This is a genomic window from Paenibacillus xylanivorans, assembly GCF_001280595.1.
GTDB classification, from domain to species: Bacteria; Bacillota; Bacilli; order Paenibacillales; family Paenibacillaceae; genus Paenibacillus; species Paenibacillus xylanivorans.
This window is the reverse complement of record NZ_LITU01000082.1, coordinates 153,080-177,652: the sequence shown is the minus strand read 5'-3', so window position 1 is coordinate 177,652 and position 24,573 is coordinate 153,080. Positions and strand designations below refer to the sequence as shown.

The following is a 24,573-nucleotide window of genomic DNA, read 5'->3' as shown; positions in this document are numbered from 1 at the left end:
ACTTACTCGAAGTTATATTTCCTCCACATTAACAAAAATCATAATCGCTTGATACAAAAACCTCAAAAAATCCGCATCGCCAAACTGATCGAAATAACCCGCATAACGACGATCCGTCGTATAGGCTTCCGCGATACATCTCAGAATCTCAGCATCACAGACCATGAACTGCTCCAGGCAACTCTTCCATTCACGCACTAACGCTTGCACCTCACCAGAAGCAGGGGACAGATCCTGATGTTTCGCCAATTCCCGAAATACCTGCTCCATGTTGACCGAGAACTGCTGGTAAGCTTGTTCTTGCTCTTCCGCAGACAGTTGGTTCACATTAGCTTCGAATTCCTGATATTTCTCGGTATCTCCGTAGACGAACTTCGCCTCGGATTCATATTGTTCTTGGATGGATAGAATGGGAGAATCACCAAACAGATTAAGATGAACAATATCCGTCCCATCCACATACTCGTCCAACTGGTCGATGATGGTTTCGAGTTTTTGTTTTCGTTGAACGAGTGTACTGCGATGCTCTCTTAGAATATTTTTCTGTTCTTCTTTTGAAAGTTGCATCATGGTTGCAATGTCTTTCAATGAGAAATTCATTTCTTTGAACAGGAGAATCATTTGCAGATTCCCCAGTGCCTCTTGATTGTAATACCGATAGCCATTGTCCTCGACTTTGCTCGGTTTCAATAGATCCGTTTTATCGTAATAATGTAGTGCGCGTTTGGTGACGCCGGTAATCTGAATGATATCTTTAACGGTGAAATAGAGTGTCTTCATTCCAAAAGTCCTTTGTTTCAGCAAGGATGACACTTGCCGGAGTGATGGTTGCTTCGGTAATCGGTGTACCTGTCTTGTTCAGATAATATTGGATTAAGTGATAACCGCAGGCATAGCCAGCCGCATAGGGCATACCTACGGGCGTAAAGTTTTGCAGTTTGGCAAGTTCATCGCCGTATAGATAGGGATTAATCTGATCAAAACCTGTGACATGCAGCTGGTCTTTCATTCTTGGTTTGATTACGGTATTCAAAGTCTCCATATCCGTTTTGGCTACCCAAGGTCCTAACAACTCTTCTCCATACAGGGATGTTGCAAAGCTCTCGGCTAGCCCCTCGCTAACAACCATTTCCCCGAGCGTAATCTGTGGATTCCACTGGATATATTGATACCTCACGTTATGATTGCATTCGTGGGCTAACACGGATTGCATACGAGGTAGAGTATACCTATTGGGGATCAGATTCGCAATAATATAACCCGGAATTCCACCATCTCCGCTGATACCTTCGTTCATCATGAGTGAAGGGCTATTCTTGTCGCCTAATAAAATCGTATATAGATATTCGGAGACCGATAGCTCAATGCCATTATCAGTAAAAGTGGATAGACTCGTACTAATGGCTTCATGACACTTTTGCCAAAATGCTTCTGACGAAATCGCTGCTAACGATTCGTTAATCTCAGGAGTTATATCTGCAGGAGCGATATTCATAAAGTTATTCATCATGATCACGTCGAAGCCGTGAGGCTCATGAGATCGAAACGGGATCTGTTGTATGTTCCATTTGTTCATGAAAGGACTCATCATGTGCTCGAGGTATAACTCCAATTTCTCATCAGGCTCAGCCTGAATGATCTCCTCATAGATTTTATCTGAGCGTAACGCAGTAATCTTCATCATTAATCTCTCCTTTAGGTGAACTTGAGCCCATTATCAAGTATGACTTTACGTAACAGTCAAGGAGAGATCGCTAAATAGTTTATTTACTAATTGTTACAATTTTGGTTCAATTCCTTTGAACTTTGAGACAGAACTGAAACCCCCACCAAAGATCCTTATTATATAATGCTTTTAAATTGGAAAAACACCCCACAAGGGGGTGTCCCGCTTTTACCATATTAAAAGTTGGTCGAGTATGACAATCCAAATGTTGAAATGTTATAACTCTTTCCGTGTACGGTGCCTGATCCATTACGAATAGCTGTTCTACGGGCAATTGGATCTGAACCGCTAACTCCTTTCAAGACAGAATACAATCGTTCTTTGTCGGGATAACGACCAGTCTCTCCCATATCTCTCCATGCTTTTTCGAGAGATTTAATTTCGGAAATGATTGAGCTTTCTCCGGAAAGGCTCCAGGACTGCACGGAATGATCGAATAAGAAGGCAAGCCCCTGAGTGCTAATAATACCGAATTTGCCAGCGAAGGTGACGGCGCGATCAAAATAACTTTCGGCGTATTTACGTTGAAGTGCCTGGTTCGCAGACTTTGCCCCCATGGACTCAAACAGTGTCTTCCATTCAGATACCACATTACCACCGCTTGTTGAGATACTGGCGCCCCAATCAATTTGTTGTGATTTCGTTTTGTTGTTGACCACATCTTTCAGGGTCGCGGCTTTGGAAGTACCGAATACGGCTTTGAACTCGGTTTCGTTGTTCTGAATGTACTCTTTTAGTAAAGGTTGCAGGGTCCCTTGACCAAAGTTGTACTGGATAATGCCGAACGAAAGTCCTTGTCCATCAAAATTACCTGAAACGGTGGAATAACCATCGTTTCCTTCAAAAAATCCGGTATTTCTCAACAATTTGTCTTTCAAGCTGTCTGTAAGTGCCATATAACTTCATCTCCTTATGTTTGGGAATACTCATAAGGCGAACGAAGTCGACTATAAAACAACCTGAAATGAGGAAAACGGTAATGAAAAAATATTTGATCCCTTTCTTGCTCCTGTTGCTTGTCGGTTCAGGGAGTACGGTTTGGTTGTACTTAATCAACTCATCCGCGAGTGAGGCAACTGAAACAGTTTCCACGGAGACGGAACTCCCGCATGCCGAATTATCCACTTTACCTGATATCGTTGAAATCAAAAGTGAGGGGAAATCCATAAAATTATCCCTTAACGACATTCCTAAGTATAAGAATTATTTATTGAATGAAGGGGATATTCAAACGGAGATTGCGCGTACTCAGTTTACTTCGCTGGATGTCCCTTCTTCTAAGATGTTTGCGATGCTGAAATATGGTTGTGGGACCAAGGATTGTTCCACCATTTTAGTCAAAACAAATGGGAATAAGAGCGAAAGTCTAACCATGCCTGTCGGCATATTTCAGGATTATAAAGTTTCTTCAGATCATAAAAAGGTGTTAATTCGTTACGCTTATGATGAAGGTAGCCTAGTCAAGAGACAAATTCTTGTTGCCGTGGATCTCGAAAAATTAAAAATCATTCCGTATACATCAGCTGCTCTTGAAGAGCCATTTATGTTGAAGCCGACTTGGCCCATCATCTCATATGATTGGATAGATAATAACCAATTCACCATTGAAACGGCTGCGTTGGAAACAAGCAAGTATTCAGCATTGAAAAACTGGTTTTCTTCCGAAAATCGCAAAACCAGGAAGGTCACGATTGGGCTTGACGTGAACAAACGCCTTGATGAATATCCAAAAGTGATGTAAAACGCAGTTTGGCTGTAACAGAGAATGACAGACTAACAGTCGAATGCCTTTATTTCTTTCTTGAAATTTTTACATATATATATGTAAAAATAACTTAAAAAAGCTGGGAGATCACTCTCCCAGCTTTCTATTTAATTACCAAAATAATTTTTCGAACCGTTAAGAACTCCTGTGGCAAAATCAAGCGATGCTTCATACATCGGATAATCTAGGTTGGTTAATGCCGTCTCGTTGGTAATGTACTCCACTTCCTGCGTTGGTTAAATATGTGTTTAATCACCTCTATTTGGATTGGCGCCAATCTACTTCATAAAGCGTGATGAACTTATCTAAAAACAACCTAATAAGGATTATATGATGAAAAAAATACTTATCTTTTTGTTCTCTCAGTCGTTAATTTCTCTCTCTGCCTGCTCTTCAACCAAAAAGGTTGAATTGACCTTATCCTCACCAGTAGAAGGTGCCAAACTTGAAACAACTCAATTGCATATAGCTGGGATTATTTCTGATCAGGATATTTCCTATTGCTTTTATCAGATTGAAGATGGGCATTCTTTTGTTGGTAGCGGTAAGATTGCTATAGATGTAGGTAAATTTGATGAGACGGTTGAATTTAGTGCTCCTTCGATGGCAATGGAACGGTAAACTTTTATCTGGATGAAGATCATAATGGAACATTCGATGAGGAAACGGACACAGAGAAGGTTCTTCATTCGGTTTCGGTTACTTTTGATGAATCCATCGTACAAAGATAAGAATTTTCCACCCTAAAAGTGATAATGAGACATCAGCCTAATTGTGCTGGTGTTTTATTTTTTTATATCTATAGGTCATGAGGATAATCATCCTAAAGGATGATCTTTTAATTATTTTGTACGATATGGAAAAAAATATAGTATAATAAAACGAACAAATGTTCTTATTTGTGGTTGTTTTTTCTCTGGGTAAAAACGCCTTCTTAAATATAAAAAGTTAAAGGAGGGGGAGTCATATGAGTTCCTTAGAGAAGATTTGTCATTACCCAACACATTCGGTGACTGCACAGTTTGAGGAGTATAAGCATCAGAATCCCGCGTTATTCCATAATCGGGTTGTTCTAAATTTTTTCGAACAGGAGAAGCACCAGAAGTTATTGTTGGAGTCCATGAGAGGGGAGGCTGGTAAGGAAGAAGAGTTAAATGAGGCGTTCCGCAAATATTTCTTTCAATTTCGGTTTATCACTTATGTCACATCATCGCTCAAGTTCATGAGTATCGATCAGATGCGGCGTAATCAGCGTTATGCTACCCGAAATGTACTGATCTATGACAGGCCATCCTCGGACGAGTCCAGTGTGTGTATCGGTGAGACGATGAGTGCCTATCAAACTTCAGTGGATATTTTACAATCGGATGAACGGTCTATGCATTTCAAGGAGGGTTTTGCTGATGAGCATGTGGAATCAGCATTTGAGAGTTTAACGGATAAGCAGAAACATGTCACCACGCTATATTATGGACAGGGCTACCACGATCATGAAATTGCGAGCAGGCTTCAGGTCAGCCAGCAGGCCATAGCGAAGACAAGAAATACAGCTCTGAAAAAAATGAAAACCGTACTGGAGAGAGAGGAGTAAGCAATGGATAATAGCGCATTTGCGACTTTTATAGGGGGAATCAGTCAGGTCGGTTTTCCCATCATGATTACATTATATTTATTTACCCGATTCGAGAAGAAGCTGGATCAGCTCTCAGTGAATATTAGTACCCTTATAGAGGTAATTAAAGCGGTGATTAAAGATGAATCAAAACAACGTTGAATTCTATGATGCAGTGCAGAGGGCACAGAGTGGGGATCGGGAGAGCATGCTTCAAATTATTAGTGCATTTCAACCTATCATTCAACGGATGAGATATCAGGTCAGACCCCAAGAGCGTGACGATCTGTCACAGACCATTGTTGAAGGATTGATCATTAAGATCATGAATTATAAATTGGAGCATGTACCTACTTACTCAGAGTTCTGCAAACAACTGTTTGATGCCGAATGAAAAACGAACGTGTATATTTAAAAAACGGAAACCGGAACCCTGTTCATATTTCATGGTGTCATTAAGTCATCGTGAAATAAAGACAGGGTATTTTTGTTTTTAAAACAAGAATCGATAGTGGCTTCATCAAACGATACTGAACCAGCAGAATGAGGTAAAGGCATATGTTTGTTAACATTAATTTAACTATTTTTTTAATTATTGTTATTATTATGTAATTCATCATCTTATTTGCTCTGATATAATTTCTGCTAGGTACGATGAAAGGGGAATATGGAGTTGAAAAAAGAAATTGGTACATTGATGTTGTTGAGTGTGGTTTTACTTTTGGGATGCGGCTCTGATAAGCCGGCCACGTTAACGCAAGGGTCAGGCGAGTCTCCCAGTAAACAGGTAACAACGCAGCCGGAACCAGGGACTGATGCCAAATTGATAGAGACTTCAGAGAATGAAAAAGTAAAACTTTATGCAATTAAAGAAGTGGGAAATGTAACCGAAGGTATAAAGTTGGATATTAATGGTAACAAAAAAGATTTTGATTGGGAAGTCCCTGATACAGGAACTAAACCCCAGGTATTCTATACTGATCTTACGGGTGATAGTAAGGAAGAAGCCGTAATTATAATCCAGACCGGCCGGGGTACAGGCTTAGATAATTATGATATTCATGTAATTAATGCCGAGAATTTATCGGAGATTAAAATACAAAGTTATGATGACATTGTTGCCGAACAGATTGAAACGCATGTTGCTAAAAATGGTGATGGTTCGTTAGCGATTACAGTTAAAACCCAAGGAAAAGAATATAAATTTGACTATGGTTCTGATCCAGCGCCAGATTACAGTCAAGATGAGCTTGCTTTCGGTGGTGTAGTTATTTATGCATTGGAGAATCAAAAAATAATATTAAATATTCCGGGATCTGTTGGAGTATCCCCCACATATGTGTGTGATTTCAATGTCACATATAAATTTGATAGTGTTAAGAAGGAATTCATTGTTGATCAAATTGAAGTTGAACCTATTGAAAAATAGAAAAAAGCTTGTCCCAATTTTGGGGCAAGCTTTTTGGGCAATCGAATTAATTAAATATATAGTCAAAAAACATATGCGCACCAATAGAGATTTTAGAGCTGATTTCTACCGTGCTTCCGCCCGGAAATTTATAATATAGTTTTCCATTTTGAGTATAACTCAGTTCTGCAAACCTTGTGTTAGTATTATAGAAACACTTCGCGGCGATTGGATTGGTAAAACTGCTTAAGTTTGAGGCTAGGTTAACAATGTTTTTCCAAACGGCGCTACTTGTGTCAGGTTTAAGACAGTGAGCCAAATTAGGATCATTATCATTAAAGCAACTGAAAGCGTATGGATAAAGCACTACATCTTCAATCGAGTTGAGATTTTTAAACTCATTATATGTTTTATTGTTTTTACGGTTCTGTATGACATAAGCAACACCTACACGAGATTCGGAATCCCCCCGGGTTTCTCCGTATAGAGTCCTTGCTAACAAATCGACGCTGTCACGTCCAGAAAGCTGAGATTTCGAAGTTAGTGGATCACCAATTGCCATAAATATTACCCCCATTAGAATGTTATTCGCCTTTGTGGCGTTCTTTATATAAAGAGAAATGAGAATCTGATTTTACAACCACTCTCGAATTTCATTTCTTCTTAAATCATCTCTATCCAACTAGCTTCAAAAAACGCTTACAAACTTTCAATTCTGCCCTACCTTTTCCGAAACGAAGCTGAGATAATGGGAGATAAACGGGCATGAATCGTTCCCCGTAATTGTTCATCATCCACAATAGAAAAATAAATGCTTCATACCCATAGGAGGATTATTAATGAACACTCAACCACTGGAACTGATCCAATCCACTTCAGGCCAGACGTTGCTTGCCCAAATGTATGGTCAGCAGCAACTGGAAGATCAAACGGCACGTTACACGAAGCTCAATGAATCATTCGAACAGTATTTTGGCGTACAAGAGGGTAGCAAGCTATTCAGTGCCGCTGGACGCAGTGAGATTGGGGGCAACCATACGGATCATAACCATGGCAAGGTGCTGGCGGGCAGTATTACGCTGGATACGATTGCGGTGGCTGCGTCAACGACGGATTCGGTGATTACCTTTTATTCAGAAGGCTATGAGCAGAAATATGTAATCGATCTCACAGATCTGGCACCGAAGGCAGAAGACGATGGGACTACGGCCTTGATCCGTGGTATGGCTGCGGGAGTTGGTAAGTTTGGATACAAAGTAGGCGGATTCCAGGCGTACATCTCCAGTAATGTGTTCTCGGCATCGGGGCTGAGCTCGTCGGCATCGTTCGAGATGCTGATCTGTACGATCTTGAATCATTTCTACAATGAAGGAACGCTGGATGTGGTGGTGATGTCCAAGATTGGCCAGTATGCGGAGAACAACTATTGGAATAAACCGTCCGGTCTGCTGGATCAGATGGCTTGTGCCTATGGTGGGCTGATTGCGATTGATTTTGAAAATCCGGCGGAGCCTGTCATTGAACCTGTACAATGGGATTTCCAACAAAACGGTTACTCATTGGTCATCGTAAACACAGGTGGGAATCATGCTGATCTGACAGAAGACTACGCTGCTGTGCCTTATGAGATGAGAGCGGTTGCTAAGGCGCTGGGCAGCGAATATGTCCGTGAAATTACAGCCGAGGCGATCTACGCCAATCTCAAGCAGGTACGTGAAGCAGCAGGGGATCGTGCGGTGCTACGTGCATTGCATTTCCTGGAGGAAAATAATCGGGTGGACGGTCAGGTGCAGGCCTTGCGCGAAGGACGTTTTGCTGATTTCCTGAATCTGATTACGGCGTCCGGGAATTCTTCATGGAAGTGGCTCCAGAATGTATATCAGAGCGGTTCGGTGAAGGAACAGGAGATTGGCATCGCACTGGCACTGACGGAAAATTATCTGCAAAATCTGGGTGATGGCGCTTGCCGTATACACGGCGGTGGATTCGCAGGGGTCATTCTCACTATCCTTCCCAACGAGAAGGTAGAGGAATATATGTCCTGGATGCACGGCATGTTGGATACGCCAATTATTGTGGTCAATGTGCGCGCACAGGGTGCGGTATGTTTGAATGCGCTGATTGAAAACGTGGGCTAACGTAGTCGTTGTAACACAATGCGATGTTTAATTCGTCCGAAAAGGATCAAACGGTACATTATAGCGGTTCTCCGACTTGACGCTGGTCATGCAAGAGAACCGCTTTTTGCTATCCTCTTGTGGCTTGATCTGGACTTCTGAGGGGAGCCCCGTTCTCAGAAATAACTTCAGATCAGGAGTTGGCAAAGATGATTGTGGAACGTGAGCAGTCTTATGTTCATTTCCCTATAAAATTTCAAACTCTGGAGTCGTTACCGTGTTAATTAAGTAAGGGAGGGAATGCAAAATGACGACAAGCACAGTGGCTGAGCAGGAAGAGGCCCGTTTGTATGACGAGTTGCGACTGGCGCTGGAAGAAGTGGAAGAAGGGGAACGGCGGCATAAAATGCTGAAGCAAATGATCAGGCAAATTAAGTTTGCTCGATGGCGGAAAGAACGATTCCGCAGGTTTGATCGGTACGTCCAGGAAGTAAGGCCAGCAACACTTTGGATCATGTTAGCCACTGGGGCGCTTATGCCAGTTGTGTTATTCAGCATTTTTATATGGGTATCTTTATGGGTGGAATGAACGATGGATGTTTAGGGTAAATACCTATGAATGAATAGCATTTTAAAGTGAGGGCAGTGGCGTATGGAGGAATCATGTGTACAGACACTGCCTAATAACTTCATTAGGATAAAGCTAGATTTATTTCCTCACGTATACACGCAAAGGCGGGATTCGCTTCTGGTAACAACTGCATATGCAGTTGATTGAGCCTACTGTCTACTACCCAAAAGGATAAAGACTTTCTGCTCATTTTTCAGTGGTTGTGTACACGTTACACCAAAGATGCACTATAATGATTCTACTTCTTTTGGTATAAGTTCACATATATAGGGGGTGAATAATATTTTTAAAAAGCTTAAATGTTTATCTATGATATCTATACTTCTATTACTTATCCTTGGAGGATGCAATTCTATGCCCAATCAAGACAAAATCATTGAACAGGCCACAGAAATTGGTCAACAGTATTTTATAGATCAATACAATACGGAAGTTGAGTTTACAGATCATAAGTTCATGCCAAAAGATCTGAGTCACAATGTTAGTCTAAGCGGACATGTCCAAGACGAAAAAGAAACGGAAATCTCTATTCTTATTGATTATGATACGTTTGAAGTCCAAACAGCCATTGTTCCCAAAGAACTGCTTAAACAAAAGAAAAAATAAATTCTAAACAATATCTTGCTTTTTAGTGAGAAATGAATCGATTTATTTAAGAGGTTTGATATGATCAGGCCCGTACCAATCAAATATGATGCATTATTTCTTTTCCGTTCCTTCAGGGAGAGAAAGCGTTTCTACCTTCAGAGGATCGTATTTTACAAGTACAAATACTTTTTGGTCATCGTCTCCTTTGACATGCCCATGTATTCCTACAGATTTATCGAGATCAACGGGGGTAAACTTATGCTCAGTAAAATCAACCTCCAACCCATAATTATCTAATATGTATTTATGGGCAAACTGCTCTGCATCAGCAAGAATTGCTTTCTCTTGAGTAGACATACACCCTCCTAGAATAGTAAAAATTAGTCCCAAGGTTAAAAAGAAAAGTAATCTTTTTTTCAAATCAATAGCACCTCGGCTTTCATATGATGGTCTAAATATATTATAGACACTTAATTTAAACTAGATTACATATAAGCATAAAAATGCATTGAATTAGGAGGCTGATTATGCAGGATTACATCAGTGATGAACTATATCATAAAATATCGATAATCGCTTACCAAAATGACATTTCTGTGGGTAGCGTTATCTCGGAAGATGCTAAATATAAAGATTGGAAAGCAGTTGAACCAGAAGGCTTGAAGATGCGATAACCGATCCAGAACGCCATAATATATTTAAAAATAGTCCCTTTAAGCTTATGAAGGATAACATGGATTGGGAAAATAATCAGTTTCACCAAGCTGAGGAATTGTATGAGGCGGTGAATGAGGCGTACCCTGATTCAGACATTTCATTGACGGGTCATTGCCTGGGTGGCGGTTTGGCTCAATATGTAGCTGCTCGTCAGGATGTATCTGGGATGACGCGGCTCATGCAGCAGGAACAGAAAATGCGCTCCATTCATGGAAGATTACAGCAAGACTGGATCGGTACATCCGCAACAGAGCTGACACGTAAGATGCAGTCATTTATGGAGGGGGCATCTGCAAAGCTGACTGAACTCGAAGCTCATAAAGAAGAACTGATGCGATATATTCGTAAAATGGAGGAAGCGGACAGAGAAGATCGCAGCAGGGTACTGTAATACCTCTTTACAAGAAAATAGTTAGACAGGAATTAGACTTCCCATCTAACTATAGTTTGTTTTGTTTATGAATTGTTATAGACCAACGTCATACGAATAGCCGATACAGATTAATGTGTAGTTGACTTCGCCTCGTTTAAAGTTTGAATCTTCTCTTGCATGTACTGGTGGTAATCGCGAAAACTGGCGACGTGGTGCAAGGAATCAGAGTTTTCAGACTGGATCTTAATTTTACCGTCCTGAGGCAGTTTTTTCATCTCAGCAACCACTTGTTTCGAGTTTTGGATATCTCCAGCCATCTCTTGAATTCGTTGTAACAGCGTTGGATGACCCTCATGTTGCAGCATTTCAGCGAGCGGTCTCATTTCCTCCAGCTTCTGGGTGGACCGTTCAAGGGTGGTCATTACTTTGTCTTCATCCATGCTCGCATTCAGCGAAACCATGCGATGAATATGATCCTTTTCCATCCGTTCCAACGCTTCTAGGTGGGAAGCTTCAAGTCGTTTGGGATCGCTCCAGCTCTCGGTTTGAACGGTATCCTTCTGCTGCGAAGCATGGTTCATATTGGCATTGCCACAGCCCCATAACAGCGTCGAGCAAGTTAACACCGTTCCAACAGCGATAATGCTTTTTAACCTCATGTTGTCACTCCTTCAATAATTTCCTGAAGGTAGTATGAGCTATAATATCCATAATCATGCTTATATTCTTCATTTCTTTCCCAGAAATAAGCATATCTCTGATCAGACTGGTAAGAACGTCCTATAAGCACTCTATATATTTAGCTCATTGAGATTGAAAAAAAAGATTGGGAGGTTTTCTCCCAATCCTATATAACGAAGTGTAAATACATCGGTGTATTTCTTTGCAGATTTTTCTCAGGAAGAAGGTACTTCCTTTTTCGAATTTCGGCTATCAATAAACCAGCCTGGTCCTTCTACACTGAGAACCTCCTGTGTATCATAATTATAGGAAACAGTGATACGTTCATCTTCATGTCCTGTTATATGACCGTACAGATATAGGCGTGAATGGATGGAAGGGTCGTCAATATCATGACTCGTTACAATAAAGTCCGCATTGTAGTACTTCTTTATGTACTGAATACTTACTGGTGTAGCTGTTTCTACAATATTTTGCTTATCTGAGGTAGACATACTTGAACATCCTCCTAATAAAAATAAAAAAAATAAGTATGATCAGAGCTACAGGTTTTATTTTCATAGGGCATTAATTCTCCTTTTATGGAAATAAACTCTAAAGACACTGTAATTAAAATTATGGAAGGCTGCAAGATTGGAAGGGAGAGTCTGCAGTACAGTTGTCTGCAAAAATGTCGACTTTTCTTGAAGGGACTACATCCAAATTAGCAGAGTTAGAAGCACACAAAGAGCGATTAAATCGATATATAAGGAAGATGGAAGAGGCAGACCGCGAAGATCGGCGTAAAGCGCAGTCTCCTTATTAATCAGTGCACTTGCCGAGCAAGGAGGTAATATGTTTATCTACCACAATCCGATCTGGCGCTGGACCATTAATCTTTTGTATCCTGCCATTATCTTTGTCTTCCAGAGCTGGGGACCAATATTGGATTCCTGGGCTGTTCCAATTGTATTTGTCGCATTGTTCTGCTTTCTGTGGAGTGGTATCAAGGACATGTTCATCTCTACCGGACTGACCTGGATGGTTGCCATCCCGTCCTGGTGGTACTTCATTGAACTTCCCAAACCATCGTTTGGCGCAGAGAATTTTGCCGCTCATCTGGTACTGATCGTGCCGCTTTTTATATTTGTGGCGCTACTGCCACAGACGCTGATACTGACCACACGCATGCGAATAATGGAGTACTATAGGCAGAATGGAAATTAGTATGACAGACGGTTTCTGCATAGGGTAAATACGATAATTTAACATCATAAAAAGATCTCCTAACCTAATTGGTTGGAGGTCTTTTTATTAATCAGTAAGGAATAAACTATTTATATTTCCATATCCATCCTGTAAAATCTTCTGATAAGGTTATTCACGTTGGGCGATTACGTTTAGGCATTCAGGAGGGCATATGAGCAAGAGGAAGAATGAGAAGTTATACAATTATTTATTATTATTTTTGATTTTGTATGGAGTTACTTTGTTCATTTGGCCTATGGCTCTTTTTGGACTTGGTATGTCCTTATCGGCACCGTATCCACATACATATGATACTTCCCGTGATCTATTGGTTAAAATTCTCTTTACCTATCCTTTAGGTGTATTATTTGCGATTTTTTATTGTGGGATTAGTTACGAGAACGGACGATATAAAGCCCCTTATTGGGTTGTTCATGTTCCATTACTTTGGCCTGTTTCATGGATCATAGTCGAATACTTAGGATTGAAATTTAGCTTTTAAAGAAAAGAGGGATGCTTACATCCCTGGATAACGAAGATTAGAAGATCACATGAATGTTATGTAAAATCTCATCTCCCTACACAAAATAATCGAAGCATCAACCAACAAATCCCCTTGTCCGTTACGACAGGGGATTTGTTATGGTTACACCTTCCTACGGAATTTACCCGTATACGGAATGGTAATATGAATGTCCAGCTTCTGAATGGAATCTTCCGTCAGGATCATTTTTGTACCGTTGTTGGACAGCTTGCGCCATAGACTTGGATTTTGGCGATAAACCTTCTCCTGAAGTCCATAGATATCGACCCCTTTTTTCAGACCTTCGCGATACGTTTGCAAGATTTGCTCCCGCAACGTCTTCTCGCTGAATTGGACCATTTCATCATAGGAAATAGGGGTGAGATATTCATACAAGGCGGTCAGGTACTTCGCATCAATGTTGAAATAAACCTCATTCCCACGAATGACCGGCACAATCTTGACGTTGGGCAAACCCACGCTGAGCACGCCATAGATCGTTCCCTCATTTTCAATAATTAATGGCGCCCGCCGCATGTCTTTGAGTAGCCAAGGGTATCCAGAAAGCTTACTGTGGGGGAAATATACGAAATCATCCCCGGTTCTTTCAAAAAAAGCGCCGTCAATGATAAACAGTTCATGATTCTTTTTGTTCTGTGACCAATGATCCTTGTTCATGGCGATGCAAGGCAGATAGGTTGTCGTGGATGCATCGTTATGAGTGGCAATGAGCTTGAAACTGAGCACAGGAGGGTACAGCGATTCTTCCAGGAATGAGGGAAGAGGGTTATGCAGAATGCTGTCCAGCGGCGACATATTGTAAATGGACGTGGCACTCAGAATATTTTCCAAAGGATCACGAGTGCCGTACACCCAGGTTGTATAACGTGATTCCGGGAAACGTCCAAGCATGTCGAACGCTTCCTTGATATGCTTGCTTGTCAGGATACTTTCGGCCATGACAATGGCCGTCACATGGCCCCAGGCGATATGGAGCTGGGAACTTCGGAACAGTTCGTTTACCGCCAAATTCAATGTTTTCCCTGATGCATGTCCAACCCATACGGGCGGGGTTTCCGCAGTTTTGGTTGAACTTTCGCTTTTGGCTACACTGGCAAAGTCCATGGTCTGAACATACATGTGGTACATCCCGTCCTTGTAATCGATCCCGATTGCTTTCGCATAGTCAACCTGTTGGATCTCATAGGCACTCCAGCACCCGCTGGTCACCAAACAAAGAGAGAGGCTCAGCACTCCCAGCAACAATCGGTGCATGATCAGTTTCATCATTCGTTGCCTTCTTTGCGCGGATTCTGAGTTTCCAGATAGACAGGTCTGCGTTTCATCCATCCCTTCGGCAGCTTGAATAAGGAAGCCAGAGCCTGTTTGAAATGAAGCGGACTTAACGGCGTCAGATAGGGGATGCCGAACGATTTCAGATCGGTCAGATAGATTAGGAACAGGATGATGGACAGAATGAACCCGTATATGCCGAGGGATGCCCCCAGTACAAAACAGAAAAAGCGCAGAATCAGAACAGAACTGGTCATGACTTGATTCACAATGGTTGCCCCGGCCACTACGGTAACGGCAATGACAACAATCATGAGTGGGGAGACCATCCCTGCACGGATAGCTGAATCCCCGATAATCAATCCGCCAACAACGGTCAGCGTCTGACCGATGGCGCTCGGAAGCCTTACTCCCGCTTCCCGGAACAGCTCCATCAGAAGCATAATGAGAAACATCTCAACACCGGACTCCATCGGCAGGCCCATTCGTCCAACCGAGATCGTGGCTACTAGCGGAAAAGGCAGCTGATCCATATGAAATGAAGTTAGCGCAATATAGAAGCCGGGCAGGAATACGGTCACCAATAGCCCGATAAAGCGCAGCATACGGCCCACATTCACCGGAAGGAACGGGAAACTGGCATCCTCGGGTGATTTGAGAAGTAGAAACAGATTTACCGGGCCGATGATGGCGCTGGGATTGCCATCCACGATGAGGATGAAGCGGCCGTTCAGAAGACATTCGGCTGCAAAATCGGGTCTACCCGTGTAATGAGTCACCGGAAACAGGGTGATTTTGGAGGGGGATAATAATTCCTCCAGTTCATTGGCGGTCATGATTCGTTCCGTGTCAATTTTGCGCAGGCGATCCTTAACATCATCGATCAGCTCGGGATTGGCAATATTTTTAATATACATCAGGGCTACCTTGGTCACAGAACGTGAACCGATTAATTCGATGTTACAGGCTAACTCGTTTGTACGCAGGCGTGTACGAATTAAGGCAATATTGACTGACAGTCGTTCGATAAAGCCGTCCCGGGCCCCGCGAATGGATACTTCCGTGGTGGACTCATCCGGGGTCCGGGTAGGGATGTTGGATATATCCATACTCCACATTTTCTGAAGGGAAGGAATGCAGATGAGCATATGTCCCTCAAAGACTCGCAGGGACATGAGGTCCGTTCCCAATGCCGGGTCCTGCAAGTCCATGCTTGTCCATTGCAGGGTTATGGACTTCTCGATATCCGATGCACGAACAAAGTGGGTACTCTCGTACGTTCGCGTCAATTCAGGAAGAATAATATCATATATCGATTTGCTGTTGACCATACCGCTACAATACACGATAACGATCTGTTGCGGAGACTCCCCGATCATATGGCTGCTGATAATGACATCGTCCGAGCCTGCAAAAAACGTCGTCAAATTATGTTTATTGATTCGAAAAGGTTCAGCCAGATGAGGGTTCTTTTTTGGTGTGGTTGTGAGCGGCATGAGCGGGAGCCTCCTTGTCTTTTTTGTGTATCAATGCAGCGAGGGTCAATAGGACCGTAACCGTAGATACATAGGCCAGCATGACGGGAAACTGAATATGGTTTACATAATAGTCAACGTAATCAATTCTCCACCACTGTACAGCTATGGAGCACATGATGAAGGTGACGATTAGAACGGCAATGTACCTTTTCTTCGGTCTGCGAAAATTGAGCAGGTCCACGATAAGATAAATGGAGATAGCCACTCTGGCAAAAGAACCGCTCAGCCATTGGTATATGGATAGGAAATCCACGTGCTGAAGCAATTTCCCGATATTCACCAGCTTCCATTGCTCATAAGGGCTATTTCGTTGTTTCGCGGCTTCCTCCGGACCGAACTCAACGATGGCTCCCAGCGTTGGGCCGATCGCCATACTGAGCATGAATATCCCGAGCAGCAGCAGATGCCACCAACGAATTTTGCTTTTGACATCATGTTGAAACAGCATCAATATCCAGATTTCCATCAGTCCAGCAAGCGAATAAATCATGCCTCTCAGGACAGGACCTGCACCATATTCCATGATCGGGAACAGTTGTCCGTAGTCTTTATATTTCATGTTGGCTGACATTACAAAGTATCCAAGCAGGATCACAAAGGGAAGCAGAAGGCTTGAAGTCATAGCAATGGAACGTATGCCTTTGGCAGCCGCCCAAGCAGCAACCAGTGCACCTCCGCCTGCGAGCACGTAGGGTGGGGTGAATTGCAGGTAGGTGGATACCGTCCAGTTCGTTGTTTCATATAAGGTATGTGAGCCAAGTGAAAGCAGCATAAGTGAGGCAGTAATACGGAAAATCCATGAAGGAATTGCGCCGAATTCCCGCGTAATCCAGTCCGTCAAACGCTGCCCGCGTACCCGCCGGATGATCACGAACATCATGCATAGAAACAACATAAAGAATGGGGCAGCAGCCACTACCGATAGCCAGCCATCTCTGCCTGCGTAATCCAGAATCGCCGGAATGGATAGAACATGGCACACGAGGCCTGCACTTAACAAAATGATGGAAAAGGAAAGCCATATCGTAATTTCTCCCTTTTCACGGCTCATGGAAATCCTCCTTTCCGTTCAAGGAAGTTTCCGTTAGGTTGTACAGGAAATGGATTTTCGATTCCTGTTTTATCTTTTTGCACAATAGAAGACGAAACAAGATAGACGGAAGAGACAGAAAGCATTAACATACAGATATAGTAAGTTTAGAAGACAAGCTCCAAACGAAGGATAGAGAAATAAGGAGGAGACCTACGATGACCAATACGACAAAGGCACCTGGAGAGACGAAAGTTGGCTTTATCGGTACAGGCGTGATGGGCAAAAGCATGGCAGGTCACATTCAGCAGGCAGGTTACCCGCTACATGTTTATACGCGCACGTCCGCCAAAGCGGAAGCGCTCGTGAAGGAAGGTGCCCTATGGCATGACACACCAGCCAAACTGGCAGCCGAGTGTGATGTCATCATCACGATGGTGGGGTATCCGAAGGATGTCGAGGAGATTTATCTCGGCGAAGATGGTCTCGTGGCCAACGCCAAACCGGGTTCGTATCTGATTGACATGACCACATCCAGTCCACTGCTGGCTGCACGGATCTATGAAGCCGCGGAAGCGAAAGGACTGCATGCATTGGATGCACCTGTTTCCGGTGGAGATATTGGAGCTCGGGATGCCAAACTGTCCATTATGGTTGGCGGTAGTACGGAGGCCTTTGAAGCAGTTCGTCCATTGTTCGAGCAGATGGGCACCAATATTGTGCTGCAAGGCAAGGCGGGAGCGGGACAGCATACCAAAATGTGCAACCAGATCGCCATTGCCTCAGGTATGATGGGTGTGTGCGAAGCACTGGCCTATGCCAAGACCTCGGGTCTGGACGCGGAGAACGTGCTCAAGAGCATTGCTACCGGCGCAGCCGGAAGCTGGTCGCTTAGCAATCTCGGTCCGCGCATGATCGCAGGCGATTACGAGCCTGGATTCTATGTGAAACATTTTATCAAAGACATGGGTATCGCTCTCGAATCCGCCAAAGCCATGGGCATGAAGACGCCAGGACTGGCGCTGGCCGAATCCTTGTATCAGGAAATCTCAAGGAACGGTCTGGATGAGAAGGGTACACAGGTGCTTTACACTTACTATTTAAAGGCATAATCGCCACAACCAGACAAGCAGCGTGTTCTTTTTCTTCAATAGAAAGGAATACGCTGTTTTTTTAAAATCTCCCCCTCTTCTATGCGTCTAAAGTCACAGTATTGGTTAAAGAATCGTATATACTTTAGTTAAGCCGTGGAATTTTGGTCCTCTTCCCTTTATTTTTGCCCTTCTTTATCCGACATAAGTAATAGAAGTATACATAATGGATGTGCGAAACCCACACTACATAGAACGGAGCTTGCCCATGTTCAAAAAAATCCTGTCTCTGTTCAAGTCACAGCCAGAGCTCGCGAACCAGATCACAGCTTCCGCTTCATCTTTACCGTCAACGGCCCCCATTCCCACACGTATGGTCCGCAGTCGACGCAAAACGAAATCGGACGGGGATTGGACCCGTCAGCCAGAGGAACCTACCACTGCCCAGCAGCTGCATGGTCTTCCTGGTGAATACAAAGTTCTCAATGACTTACTCGTTGCCAATACCAAGTCCCGATCGGGTTATTCATCCATTGATCATGTCGTCATTGGTCCCCGGGGAATCTTTGTAATTGAGACACGAAACCTGACAACGGGTGAGATCCGCGGCGGCCGAAGAGAGGCCAACTGGACCGTCAGCAGCAGCCGAATCAAGATGTATAACCCACTGATGCAGCACCGGGGGCATGTAGAGGCCATTCAGGCACACCTCGGTGATTATAAACGAGTTCGTCTCGTCTCCATTGTGACCTTCACCAATCGCTGCCGAATCAGCGTTGATCCTGCTGTACGGTATGTCAATTCGGATGAACTGATTATCTATGATCATGAACTGGTTGAGACCATTCTGCGCAAAACGGAAAGGCTTGAGACCGAAGTCCCCGAAACGTTATATAAAGAGCAGGATATTCAGGCGATCTACAACTTGTTGGCCGCAGTCAATTCCACAGATCCCCAGATCCGGGCTGAGCATATGGAAAAAGCCAAAGGTATCAAATAAGAGGAGCTTGAACCTGTTACATCAATCAAGCGCGACGAATTGGAATTGAATGATTTGTGCTCTTCATTTCGGTTCATCACTTGTTGTAAAGTGTGGATGAGATGAAGAGCACAGGATACATATCAACACGGTTATCCTTTCATGGATGAGCGTGTTTTTTTTGATTTGTCCGTGAACTAGGGAATAGCTAAGGTTACATGAGGATGCAGGCATATAGTTGTATACATCCAGTATTTAACTTATGATAAAATAAAGACCAGATTTCATCCTGGATAATCCATGTTATCCGAAAGGGGATTTATGGAATGGGCTGTTCACGATTTAAAGTAGAGGTTGATGTAATTCAGGTACATACATAAGATAAGGGGAAGATTATACGAGATGAGATGGAATCATAGAATCAAGATGTTCACGGCTATTTTCAGCTTGGCAGCCGTTCTTACCGCTTGTGGCGGTGGGGCGAAGGAAACAACAGCGAAGGAACCTACTCAGGAGACTAGTACAGTAGCCACAGCGACCAATAGCCCCGACACATCAACGACTGAAACGTCAGCAGCAGATACGAATGAAGATGACACTACTGACACATCCTCGAATTCGGCTGCAACAGGTTCCTCATCTGATGAAGGCAAGATTGGCTTGGACTCCACACTCCAAGAGTTACAGCAGAAGTACGCCGACAAACTTGGCTATATTCGTATTCCGATTAAAGATCATCCGGTGCGTCGAGTCAGTGAGGAAGGTTCCAAAAATATTAATATCGCCAACTATAGCGATGCAGTAGTCAATATGAACACAGGCATTCCGATCCACTCCGATTCACAGCGGTTGATTGATGACGCCTTTCCTTTTTTCACAACCGTGCAGGCACCCGATGTCTCTTATGTTACCTGGGAAGAAGCAACCAATCTGGAGCGTGCCATGGTCAAGACGTTATTTATTTCTCGTCAGGCGCTGCTACTCACGGAGGACGCCATGAAAAACAAGGATTACACGAGTCAGACCTTTACGGACTCGATGGATTTTTTCAAGACGGCAGCGGAGTTCGACTCCATGGCACCTGTCGCGCAGCATACGTATGATATCACCTTAACGAAACTCTACGATAAAGCCCGCGATGTGTGGGGCAAGCTGGCTGTAATCGATCCGGTCCAGGACGAGGCGGCATTTGCCGAGATGTATAAGTCAGCCAGAACGGAAGCGAATAACACGATGGGGCTGCTGAACATTTTGCTATCCACCAATGAGGAAGAACGGTTGGAACAGACATACGGCAAATAAACGTGATACTATCGTATGTTAAATCAACAAGCCTGGGCAATCTGCCCAGGTTTTTTTGTTGCCAATGATTGTTCCCTCACCGTCCATTTCAGGTTAATAAAGAAAAGGAATGAAGATATTAGCGATTTGAAGGTTCAAAATGCGATATAATAAGCGTATTGGATACGTGAAATTTTACATAGAGTTATGGTAAGAGACTAACGGAGCTGGCTGCGTGAACATACCAAATCGTCACGAAGATAAAGCGCTCCGGGCCGGAGGAATGGTTATGATCAAGCTGTTGTACTACCTGAAGAAGTACCGAGTCGCCGCCATCGCAGCACTGGTCATGATGCTGATTGAATTGACGGTCGAATTGGCTCAACCCTATTTGATCTCGAAGATCATTGATAACGGTATCCAGCAAGGCGACCTGTCGGTGGTCTGGCTATGGGGGGGCGTACTGGTGGGAAGTGCCGTTGTGGCATTTGCCGCGGGTATTGCAAGCTCGTTTTTTGCGTCACATGCGAGTCTTGGCTTCGGTTACGATCTGCGGGAGAAGCTGTATGACAAAGTGCAAGCGTTCTCTTATGCAGTGTTTAACCGTTTTGCAACATCATCCCTGATTACCCGATTGACCGGGGACGTCACACAGGTGCAGGATACGGTGTTTATGAGTCTGCGATTCATGACGCGTGTGCCGCTGGTCGTGATTGGCAGCATGATCATGGCGGTGGTGGGGGATCCGAAGCTGGGTCTGCTGCTCGTTGTCATGGTGCCTGTGCTGCTTGTGTTTGTGATCTGGATGATCAAAAAGGCAGCGCTGCTGTTCCGCAATGTGCAGCGCAGACTGGATGCCGTCAACGGAGTCATCCAGGAAAATCTGACAGGCATTCGGCTGATCCGTGTCTTCGTCCGGATGGGCCATGAGATTGAACGCTTTGCCGGGTATAGCGGCAAGCTGATGAAGGGCACGATCTCCGCGTTGCGCCTGACGGAGACAACGATGCCATTCATGCTGCTCATGATGAATGGATGTATCATCGCCGTTCTGTGGTTTGGACGACGTGATATCACTACCGGCAGTGCAACCGTGGGTGAAGTCGTCGCTGTCATTAACTATCTGCTTCGTACCATTGGTGCGCTGTCTGCGCTGTCCTGGATTCTGGTGACCTTCTCCAGAGCAAGTGCTTCGGCGCAGCGGCTTAATGAAGTTTTTGATACAGAGGATGTATCGGACTCAGCACAAGATGAAGGATCAAGAAAAGCTGAGCAAGTAGGACAGCAATCAGGACAATCGGGACAACCAGGTGAATCATTGAACACTGGTCGTTCTGTGCAAACTGGGAAAGGGAATCCTGTTATCCAGGGCGCAGTTGATTTTCAAGGTGTAGGGTTCAGCTATCCGGGCAGTGAGATTACCGTGCTGGAGGATATTACATTCTCAGCCAAACGAGGTGAGCGTATTGCCATCATGGGCGCCACAGGTTCGGGAAAATCCTCACTAGTACAGCTCATTCCAAGGCTTTATACCGAGGATCAAGGCGAGGTGCGTATTGATGGAAATGATTCAGAACGATTGGATATTTCCACACTGCGCGGAGCTATTGGTTATGTGCCACAAGAGGTGATCCTCTTTACCGGATCGGTACGGGATAACATTGCCTGGGGCCGGGAGGACGCCACGCTGGAAGAGATTGAGGAAGCAGCACGGCGTGCCCAGATTCACGAGACCATTGAGAAGCTGCCGAATGGCTACGATACACAGCTGGGTCAGCGGGGAGTCAATCTGTCGGGTGGACAGAAGCAGCGACTCTCGATTGCCCGTGCATTGATTCGTCGTCCAAGCATCTTGATTCTGGATGACAGTACAAGTGCTCTCGATGTAGCCACCGAAGCAAGCTTGCTGGATGCACTGGAGGAGTTGTCGTGTACAACGTTCATTATTACGCAGAAGATCAGTTCGACCACCTCTGCGGATCTGATTCTGTTGTTGGACGATGGGCGTCTGATTGGACAGGGGAAACACGAGGATCTGATGGATTCCTCCGAACTGTACCGCCGAATCTATGAATCACAATACGGGGAGGGTACACCACATGTTCAAAGCATTCATTGAACCTTTCCGTCAGCCTCCACCGCCGTTGGATCCCGAGACGCTGAAGGCAGGTGGAGGTCGCAAGCCGAAGGCACGGGCGAAGAACTGGTCCGGTACGTTAGGCCGGATCTGGACGTATTTGGCCCGTCGAAAGGTCAAGCTGACGATGGTGCTGCTGATGGTATTTGCCAGTTCCGCACTTGCCCTACTTGGACCTTATATGGTCGGTGTCGCTGTGGATAAATTCATTGATGGAGAAGCGACGAGTTCCAGCTGGACGACATTTTTGTATGGACTGCTGGCAGTCTATGTTCTGTTTTCCCTGACGTCATGGCTGCAAAATATATGGATGATTGAAATTGCACAGGAGACGGTGTTCCGCATGCGGTATGATCTCTTCTCCCATCTGCACAAACTGCCAATTCCTTTCTTCGGCAAGCGACAACAGGGGGAGATTATGAGCCGGGTCACCAACGACATTGAGAATGTCAGCGGTACGTTGAACAGCTCGGCCATCCAGATATTCTCCAGTGTGTTAACACTGATCGGAACGTTTGGCGTGATGCTCTGGTTAAGTCCATTGCTGACCTTACTTACATTTATCGTTGTACCCCTGATGGCGATTGGCATGCGCTGGATTACACGCAGAACCGGGCCGCTGTTCAAGCAGCGTCAGCGCAATTTGGGTGAACTTAATGGTTACATTGAGGAGACGTTGTCCGGACAGAAGATTATCAAGGCGTTTTCCCAGGAGGAACGGGTCATTCGCGGGTTTGAGGAACGAAATACGAAAATCCGGTTGTCCGGTTTCTGGGCACAGACGATCTCCGGTTTTATTCCCAAGCTGATGAATGGTCTGAATAACCTTAGTTTTGCGATTGTCGCAGGCATCGGCGGGATCCTGGCGATTCAAGGTTCCGTTACAGTCGGGGTAATTATCATCTTTGTGGAATATGCTCGTCAGTTTACCCGTCCACTTAACGATCTGGCCAATCAGTGGAATACGTTACTGTCTGCGATTGCCGGGGCAGAGCGGGTGTTTGAAGTGCTGGATGAGGATGAGGAAGCGAAGGATGAAGGCGCAGCAGTATCCCTCGAAAAGGTGGAGGGAGCTGTTCGCTTCGACAAGGTATCCTTTGGATACGATGAAGGGCGCAATATTTTGCATGAGATTAACTTTGAAGCGAAGCCGGGTGAGATGATTGCTCTGGTAGGTCCAACAGGGGCCGGGAAAACAACCCTGATTCAGCTGTTGTCCCGCTTCTACGATCCTACAGCCGGTGCACTGACAGTGGATGGACGCGACATTACAACCATTCGGCGTGAGAATTTGCGCTCCCATATGGCTTTTGTACTCCAGGATTCATTCCTGTTCCAGGGCACGATTCGGGAAAATATCCGTTTCGGCCGTCTGGATGCGACCGATGAAGAGGTAGAAGCTGCTTCAAGGCTGGCGAATGCTCACTCCTTTATCATGCGGATGAAGGACGGGTACGACAAAGTGCTTCAAGCCGACGGAAGTGGCATCAGCCAAGGGCAGAAGCAGTTGCTCGCCATTGCCCGGGCAATTCTGGCCGACCCGTCCATTCTTGTATTGGACGAGGCAACGAGCAGTATTGATACCGTCACGGAGATCAAAATCCAGGAAGGACTGCAGCGCCTGATGCAAGGCCGCACCAGCTTTGTCATCGCGCACCGACTGAACACGATCCGTCAAGCCGATCGGATTCTCGTACTGAAGGATGGCCAGCTGCTGGAGCAAGGTTCGCATGACGCATTGCTCGAACAGGGCGGCTTCTACAGCGAGCTGTATTACAGTCAGCTGCGGAACAAGGCACAATAGTAAAAAAAAGAGCAAGTAACTGAACCTTGAAAGTGTTCGATTACTTGCTCTT

28 protein-coding genes are annotated in these 24,573 nt (G+C 44.6%); 18 read left to right on the top strand and 10 right to left on the bottom strand.

Features of this window, described 5'->3' with window-relative positions; genetic code table 11:
* Nucleotides 1-12: 12 nt before the first annotated feature.
* The 3 genes from AMS66_RS28985 to AMS66_RS28975 all read right to left on the bottom strand — a co-directional run bounded on the left by AMS66_RS28985 (nt 13) and on the right by AMS66_RS28975 (nt 2,622).
* A complete protein-coding gene (locus tag AMS66_RS28985) occupies nt 13-780 on the bottom strand; it encodes a MerR family transcriptional regulator (protein WP_053784076.1) in 768 nt (255 codons plus the stop codon).
* Nucleotides 755-1,681 (bottom strand): DUF2268 domain-containing protein, encoded by a 927-nt coding sequence (locus AMS66_RS28980; RefSeq protein WP_053784075.1) that lies wholly within the window; start codon nt 1,679-1,681, stop codon nt 755-757. The genes AMS66_RS28985 and AMS66_RS28980 overlap by 26 nt, the downstream gene beginning before the upstream one ends.
* Nucleotides 1,682-1,902: 221 nt before the next feature.
* A complete protein-coding gene (locus AMS66_RS28975) occupies nt 1,903-2,622 on the bottom strand; it encodes a hypothetical protein (RefSeq protein WP_053784074.1) in 720 nt (239 codons plus the stop codon).
* A gap of 83 nt (nt 2,623-2,705) precedes the next feature.
* Here AMS66_RS28975 and AMS66_RS28970 point away from each other — a divergent pair, with 83 nt between their 5' ends.
* From AMS66_RS28970 to AMS66_RS28945, 6 genes are all read left to right on the top strand, one after another.
* Nucleotides 2,706-3,467, top strand: a complete 762-nt coding sequence (locus AMS66_RS28970; protein ID WP_053784073.1) for a hypothetical protein — start codon at nt 2,706-2,708, stop codon at nt 3,465-3,467.
* Between the two features lie 354 nt (nt 3,468-3,821).
* Entirely contained in the window at nt 3,822-4,112 is a 291-nt protein-coding gene (locus tag AMS66_RS28965) for a hypothetical protein (RefSeq protein WP_160319743.1), read from the top strand.
* A 346-nt stretch (nt 4,113-4,458) separates the two neighbouring features.
* Nucleotides 4,459-5,082, top strand: a complete 624-nt coding sequence (locus AMS66_RS28960; RefSeq protein ID WP_053784071.1) for a sigma-70 family RNA polymerase sigma factor — start codon at nt 4,459-4,461, stop codon at nt 5,080-5,082.
* A 3-nt stretch (nt 5,083-5,085) separates the two neighbouring features.
* Nucleotides 5,086-5,265, top strand: a complete 180-nt coding sequence (locus tag AMS66_RS28955; protein WP_053784070.1) for a YvrJ family protein — start codon at nt 5,086-5,088, stop codon at nt 5,263-5,265.
* Entirely contained in the window at nt 5,246-5,497 is a 252-nt protein-coding gene (locus tag AMS66_RS28950) for a helix-turn-helix domain-containing protein (protein ID WP_053784069.1), read from the top strand. Before AMS66_RS28955 ends, AMS66_RS28950 begins: the two co-directional genes overlap by 20 nt.
* Nucleotides 5,498-5,776: 279 nt before the next feature.
* The gene (locus AMS66_RS28945) at nt 5,777-6,532 is read left to right on the top strand and encodes a hypothetical protein (protein WP_053784068.1); all 756 of its coding nucleotides are present in this window, start codon (nt 5,777-5,779) and stop codon (nt 6,530-6,532) included.
* A gap of 46 nt (nt 6,533-6,578) precedes the next feature.
* Here the strand turns inward: AMS66_RS28945 and AMS66_RS28940 are convergent, their stop codons facing one another.
* The gene (locus AMS66_RS28940) at nt 6,579-7,073 is read right to left on the bottom strand and encodes a cell wall hydrolase (RefSeq protein WP_053784067.1); all 495 of its coding nucleotides are present in this window, start codon (nt 7,071-7,073) and stop codon (nt 6,579-6,581) included.
* A gap of 277 nt (nt 7,074-7,350) precedes the next feature.
* On the opposite strand from AMS66_RS28940, the gene AMS66_RS28935 reads away from it, so the two are divergent.
* The 3 genes from AMS66_RS28935 to AMS66_RS28925 all read left to right on the top strand — a co-directional run bounded on the left by AMS66_RS28935 (nt 7,351) and on the right by AMS66_RS28925 (nt 9,865).
* Nucleotides 7,351-8,649, top strand: a complete 1,299-nt coding sequence (locus tag AMS66_RS28935) for a galactokinase (RefSeq protein ID WP_053784066.1) — start codon at nt 7,351-7,353, stop codon at nt 8,647-8,649.
* A gap of 286 nt (nt 8,650-8,935) precedes the next feature.
* Nucleotides 8,936-9,217, top strand: a complete 282-nt coding sequence (locus tag AMS66_RS28930; protein ID WP_053784065.1) for a hypothetical protein — start codon at nt 8,936-8,938, stop codon at nt 9,215-9,217.
* A gap of 396 nt (nt 9,218-9,613) precedes the next feature.
* The gene (locus AMS66_RS28925; RefSeq protein ID WP_053784064.1) at nt 9,614-9,865 is read left to right on the top strand and encodes a hypothetical protein; all 252 of its coding nucleotides are present in this window, start codon (nt 9,614-9,616) and stop codon (nt 9,863-9,865) included.
* A gap of 93 nt (nt 9,866-9,958) precedes the next feature.
* Here the strand turns inward: AMS66_RS28925 and AMS66_RS28920 are convergent, their stop codons facing one another.
* The gene (locus AMS66_RS28920; protein ID WP_053784063.1) at nt 9,959-10,204 is read right to left on the bottom strand and encodes a hypothetical protein; all 246 of its coding nucleotides are present in this window, start codon (nt 10,202-10,204) and stop codon (nt 9,959-9,961) included.
* A 170-nt stretch (nt 10,205-10,374) separates the two neighbouring features.
* Here AMS66_RS28920 and AMS66_RS32865 point away from each other — a divergent pair, with 170 nt between their 5' ends.
* Nucleotides 10,375-10,521 (top strand): hypothetical protein, encoded by a 147-nt coding sequence (locus AMS66_RS32865; RefSeq protein WP_160319742.1) that lies wholly within the window; start codon nt 10,375-10,377, stop codon nt 10,519-10,521.
* Nucleotides 10,522-10,580: 59 nt separating this feature from the next.
* On the top strand, nt 10,581-10,955 hold the full coding sequence (locus tag AMS66_RS34215; RefSeq protein ID WP_053784062.1) for a hypothetical protein: 375 nt from the start codon (nt 10,581-10,583) through the stop codon (nt 10,953-10,955).
* Between the two features lie 110 nt (nt 10,956-11,065).
* Here the strand turns inward: AMS66_RS34215 and AMS66_RS28910 are convergent, their stop codons facing one another.
* Both AMS66_RS28910 and AMS66_RS28905 read right to left on the bottom strand, forming a co-directional pair.
* The gene (locus tag AMS66_RS28910; protein WP_053784061.1) at nt 11,066-11,596 is read right to left on the bottom strand and encodes a hypothetical protein; all 531 of its coding nucleotides are present in this window, start codon (nt 11,594-11,596) and stop codon (nt 11,066-11,068) included.
* Between the two features lie 237 nt (nt 11,597-11,833).
* Nucleotides 11,834-12,112: a hypothetical protein gene (locus AMS66_RS28905; RefSeq protein WP_053784060.1), complete on the bottom strand. Its 279-nt coding sequence runs from the start codon at nt 12,110-12,112 to the stop codon at nt 11,834-11,836.
* A 340-nt stretch (nt 12,113-12,452) separates the two neighbouring features.
* Here AMS66_RS28905 and AMS66_RS28900 point away from each other — a divergent pair, with 340 nt between their 5' ends.
* Together AMS66_RS28900 and AMS66_RS33285 are read left to right on the top strand one after the other, a co-directional pair.
* On the top strand, nt 12,453-12,824 hold the full coding sequence (locus tag AMS66_RS28900) for a hypothetical protein (RefSeq protein ID WP_053784059.1): 372 nt from the start codon (nt 12,453-12,455) through the stop codon (nt 12,822-12,824).
* Nucleotides 12,825-13,017: 193 nt separating this feature from the next.
* On the top strand, nt 13,018-13,347 hold the full coding sequence (locus tag AMS66_RS33285; protein WP_053784058.1) for a hypothetical protein: 330 nt from the start codon (nt 13,018-13,020) through the stop codon (nt 13,345-13,347).
* 144 nt (nt 13,348-13,491) lie between these two features.
* Here AMS66_RS33285 and AMS66_RS28890 read toward each other — a convergent pair whose 3' ends face one another.
* From AMS66_RS28890 to AMS66_RS28880, 3 genes are read right to left on the bottom strand one after another with little or no spacing between them, the layout of a single operon-like run.
* Nucleotides 13,492-14,658: a Ger(x)C family spore germination protein gene (locus tag AMS66_RS28890; RefSeq protein WP_053784057.1), complete on the bottom strand. Its 1,167-nt coding sequence runs from the start codon at nt 14,656-14,658 to the stop codon at nt 13,492-13,494.
* The gene (locus AMS66_RS28885; RefSeq protein ID WP_053784056.1) at nt 14,655-16,157 is read right to left on the bottom strand and encodes a spore germination protein; all 1,503 of its coding nucleotides are present in this window, start codon (nt 16,155-16,157) and stop codon (nt 14,655-14,657) included. The genes AMS66_RS28890 and AMS66_RS28885 overlap by 4 nt, the downstream gene beginning before the upstream one ends.
* Entirely contained in the window at nt 16,114-17,250 is a 1,137-nt protein-coding gene (locus tag AMS66_RS28880) for a GerAB/ArcD/ProY family transporter (RefSeq protein ID WP_053784055.1), read from the bottom strand. The genes AMS66_RS28885 and AMS66_RS28880 overlap by 44 nt, the downstream gene beginning before the upstream one ends.
* Before the next feature lie 179 nt (nt 17,251-17,429).
* Between AMS66_RS28880 and AMS66_RS28875 the strand changes: the two genes are divergently transcribed.
* The 5 genes from AMS66_RS28875 (at nt 17,430) to AMS66_RS28855 (ending at nt 24,521) form a co-directional block, all read left to right on the top strand.
* Nucleotides 17,430-18,341, top strand: a complete 912-nt coding sequence (locus tag AMS66_RS28875; protein WP_269084580.1) for an NAD(P)-dependent oxidoreductase — start codon at nt 17,430-17,432, stop codon at nt 18,339-18,341.
* Between the two features lie 247 nt (nt 18,342-18,588).
* Entirely contained in the window at nt 18,589-19,320 is a 732-nt protein-coding gene (locus AMS66_RS28870) for a nuclease-related domain-containing protein (RefSeq protein ID WP_053784053.1), read from the top strand.
* 381 nt (nt 19,321-19,701) lie between these two features.
* Nucleotides 19,702-20,601 carry a hypothetical protein gene (locus AMS66_RS28865; protein WP_053784052.1) on the top strand — a complete coding sequence of 300 codons (900 nt, stop codon included), beginning with the start codon at nt 19,702-19,704 and terminating at the stop codon, nt 20,599-20,601.
* 268 nt (nt 20,602-20,869) lie between these two features.
* Nucleotides 20,870-22,699, top strand: a complete 1,830-nt coding sequence (locus AMS66_RS28860) for an ABC transporter ATP-binding protein (protein ID WP_053784051.1) — start codon at nt 20,870-20,872, stop codon at nt 22,697-22,699.
* Nucleotides 22,680-24,521 (top strand): ABC transporter ATP-binding protein, encoded by a 1,842-nt coding sequence (locus AMS66_RS28855; protein ID WP_053784050.1) that lies wholly within the window; start codon nt 22,680-22,682, stop codon nt 24,519-24,521. Before AMS66_RS28860 ends, AMS66_RS28855 begins: the two co-directional genes overlap by 20 nt.
* Nucleotides 24,522-24,573: the final 52 nt, after the last annotated feature.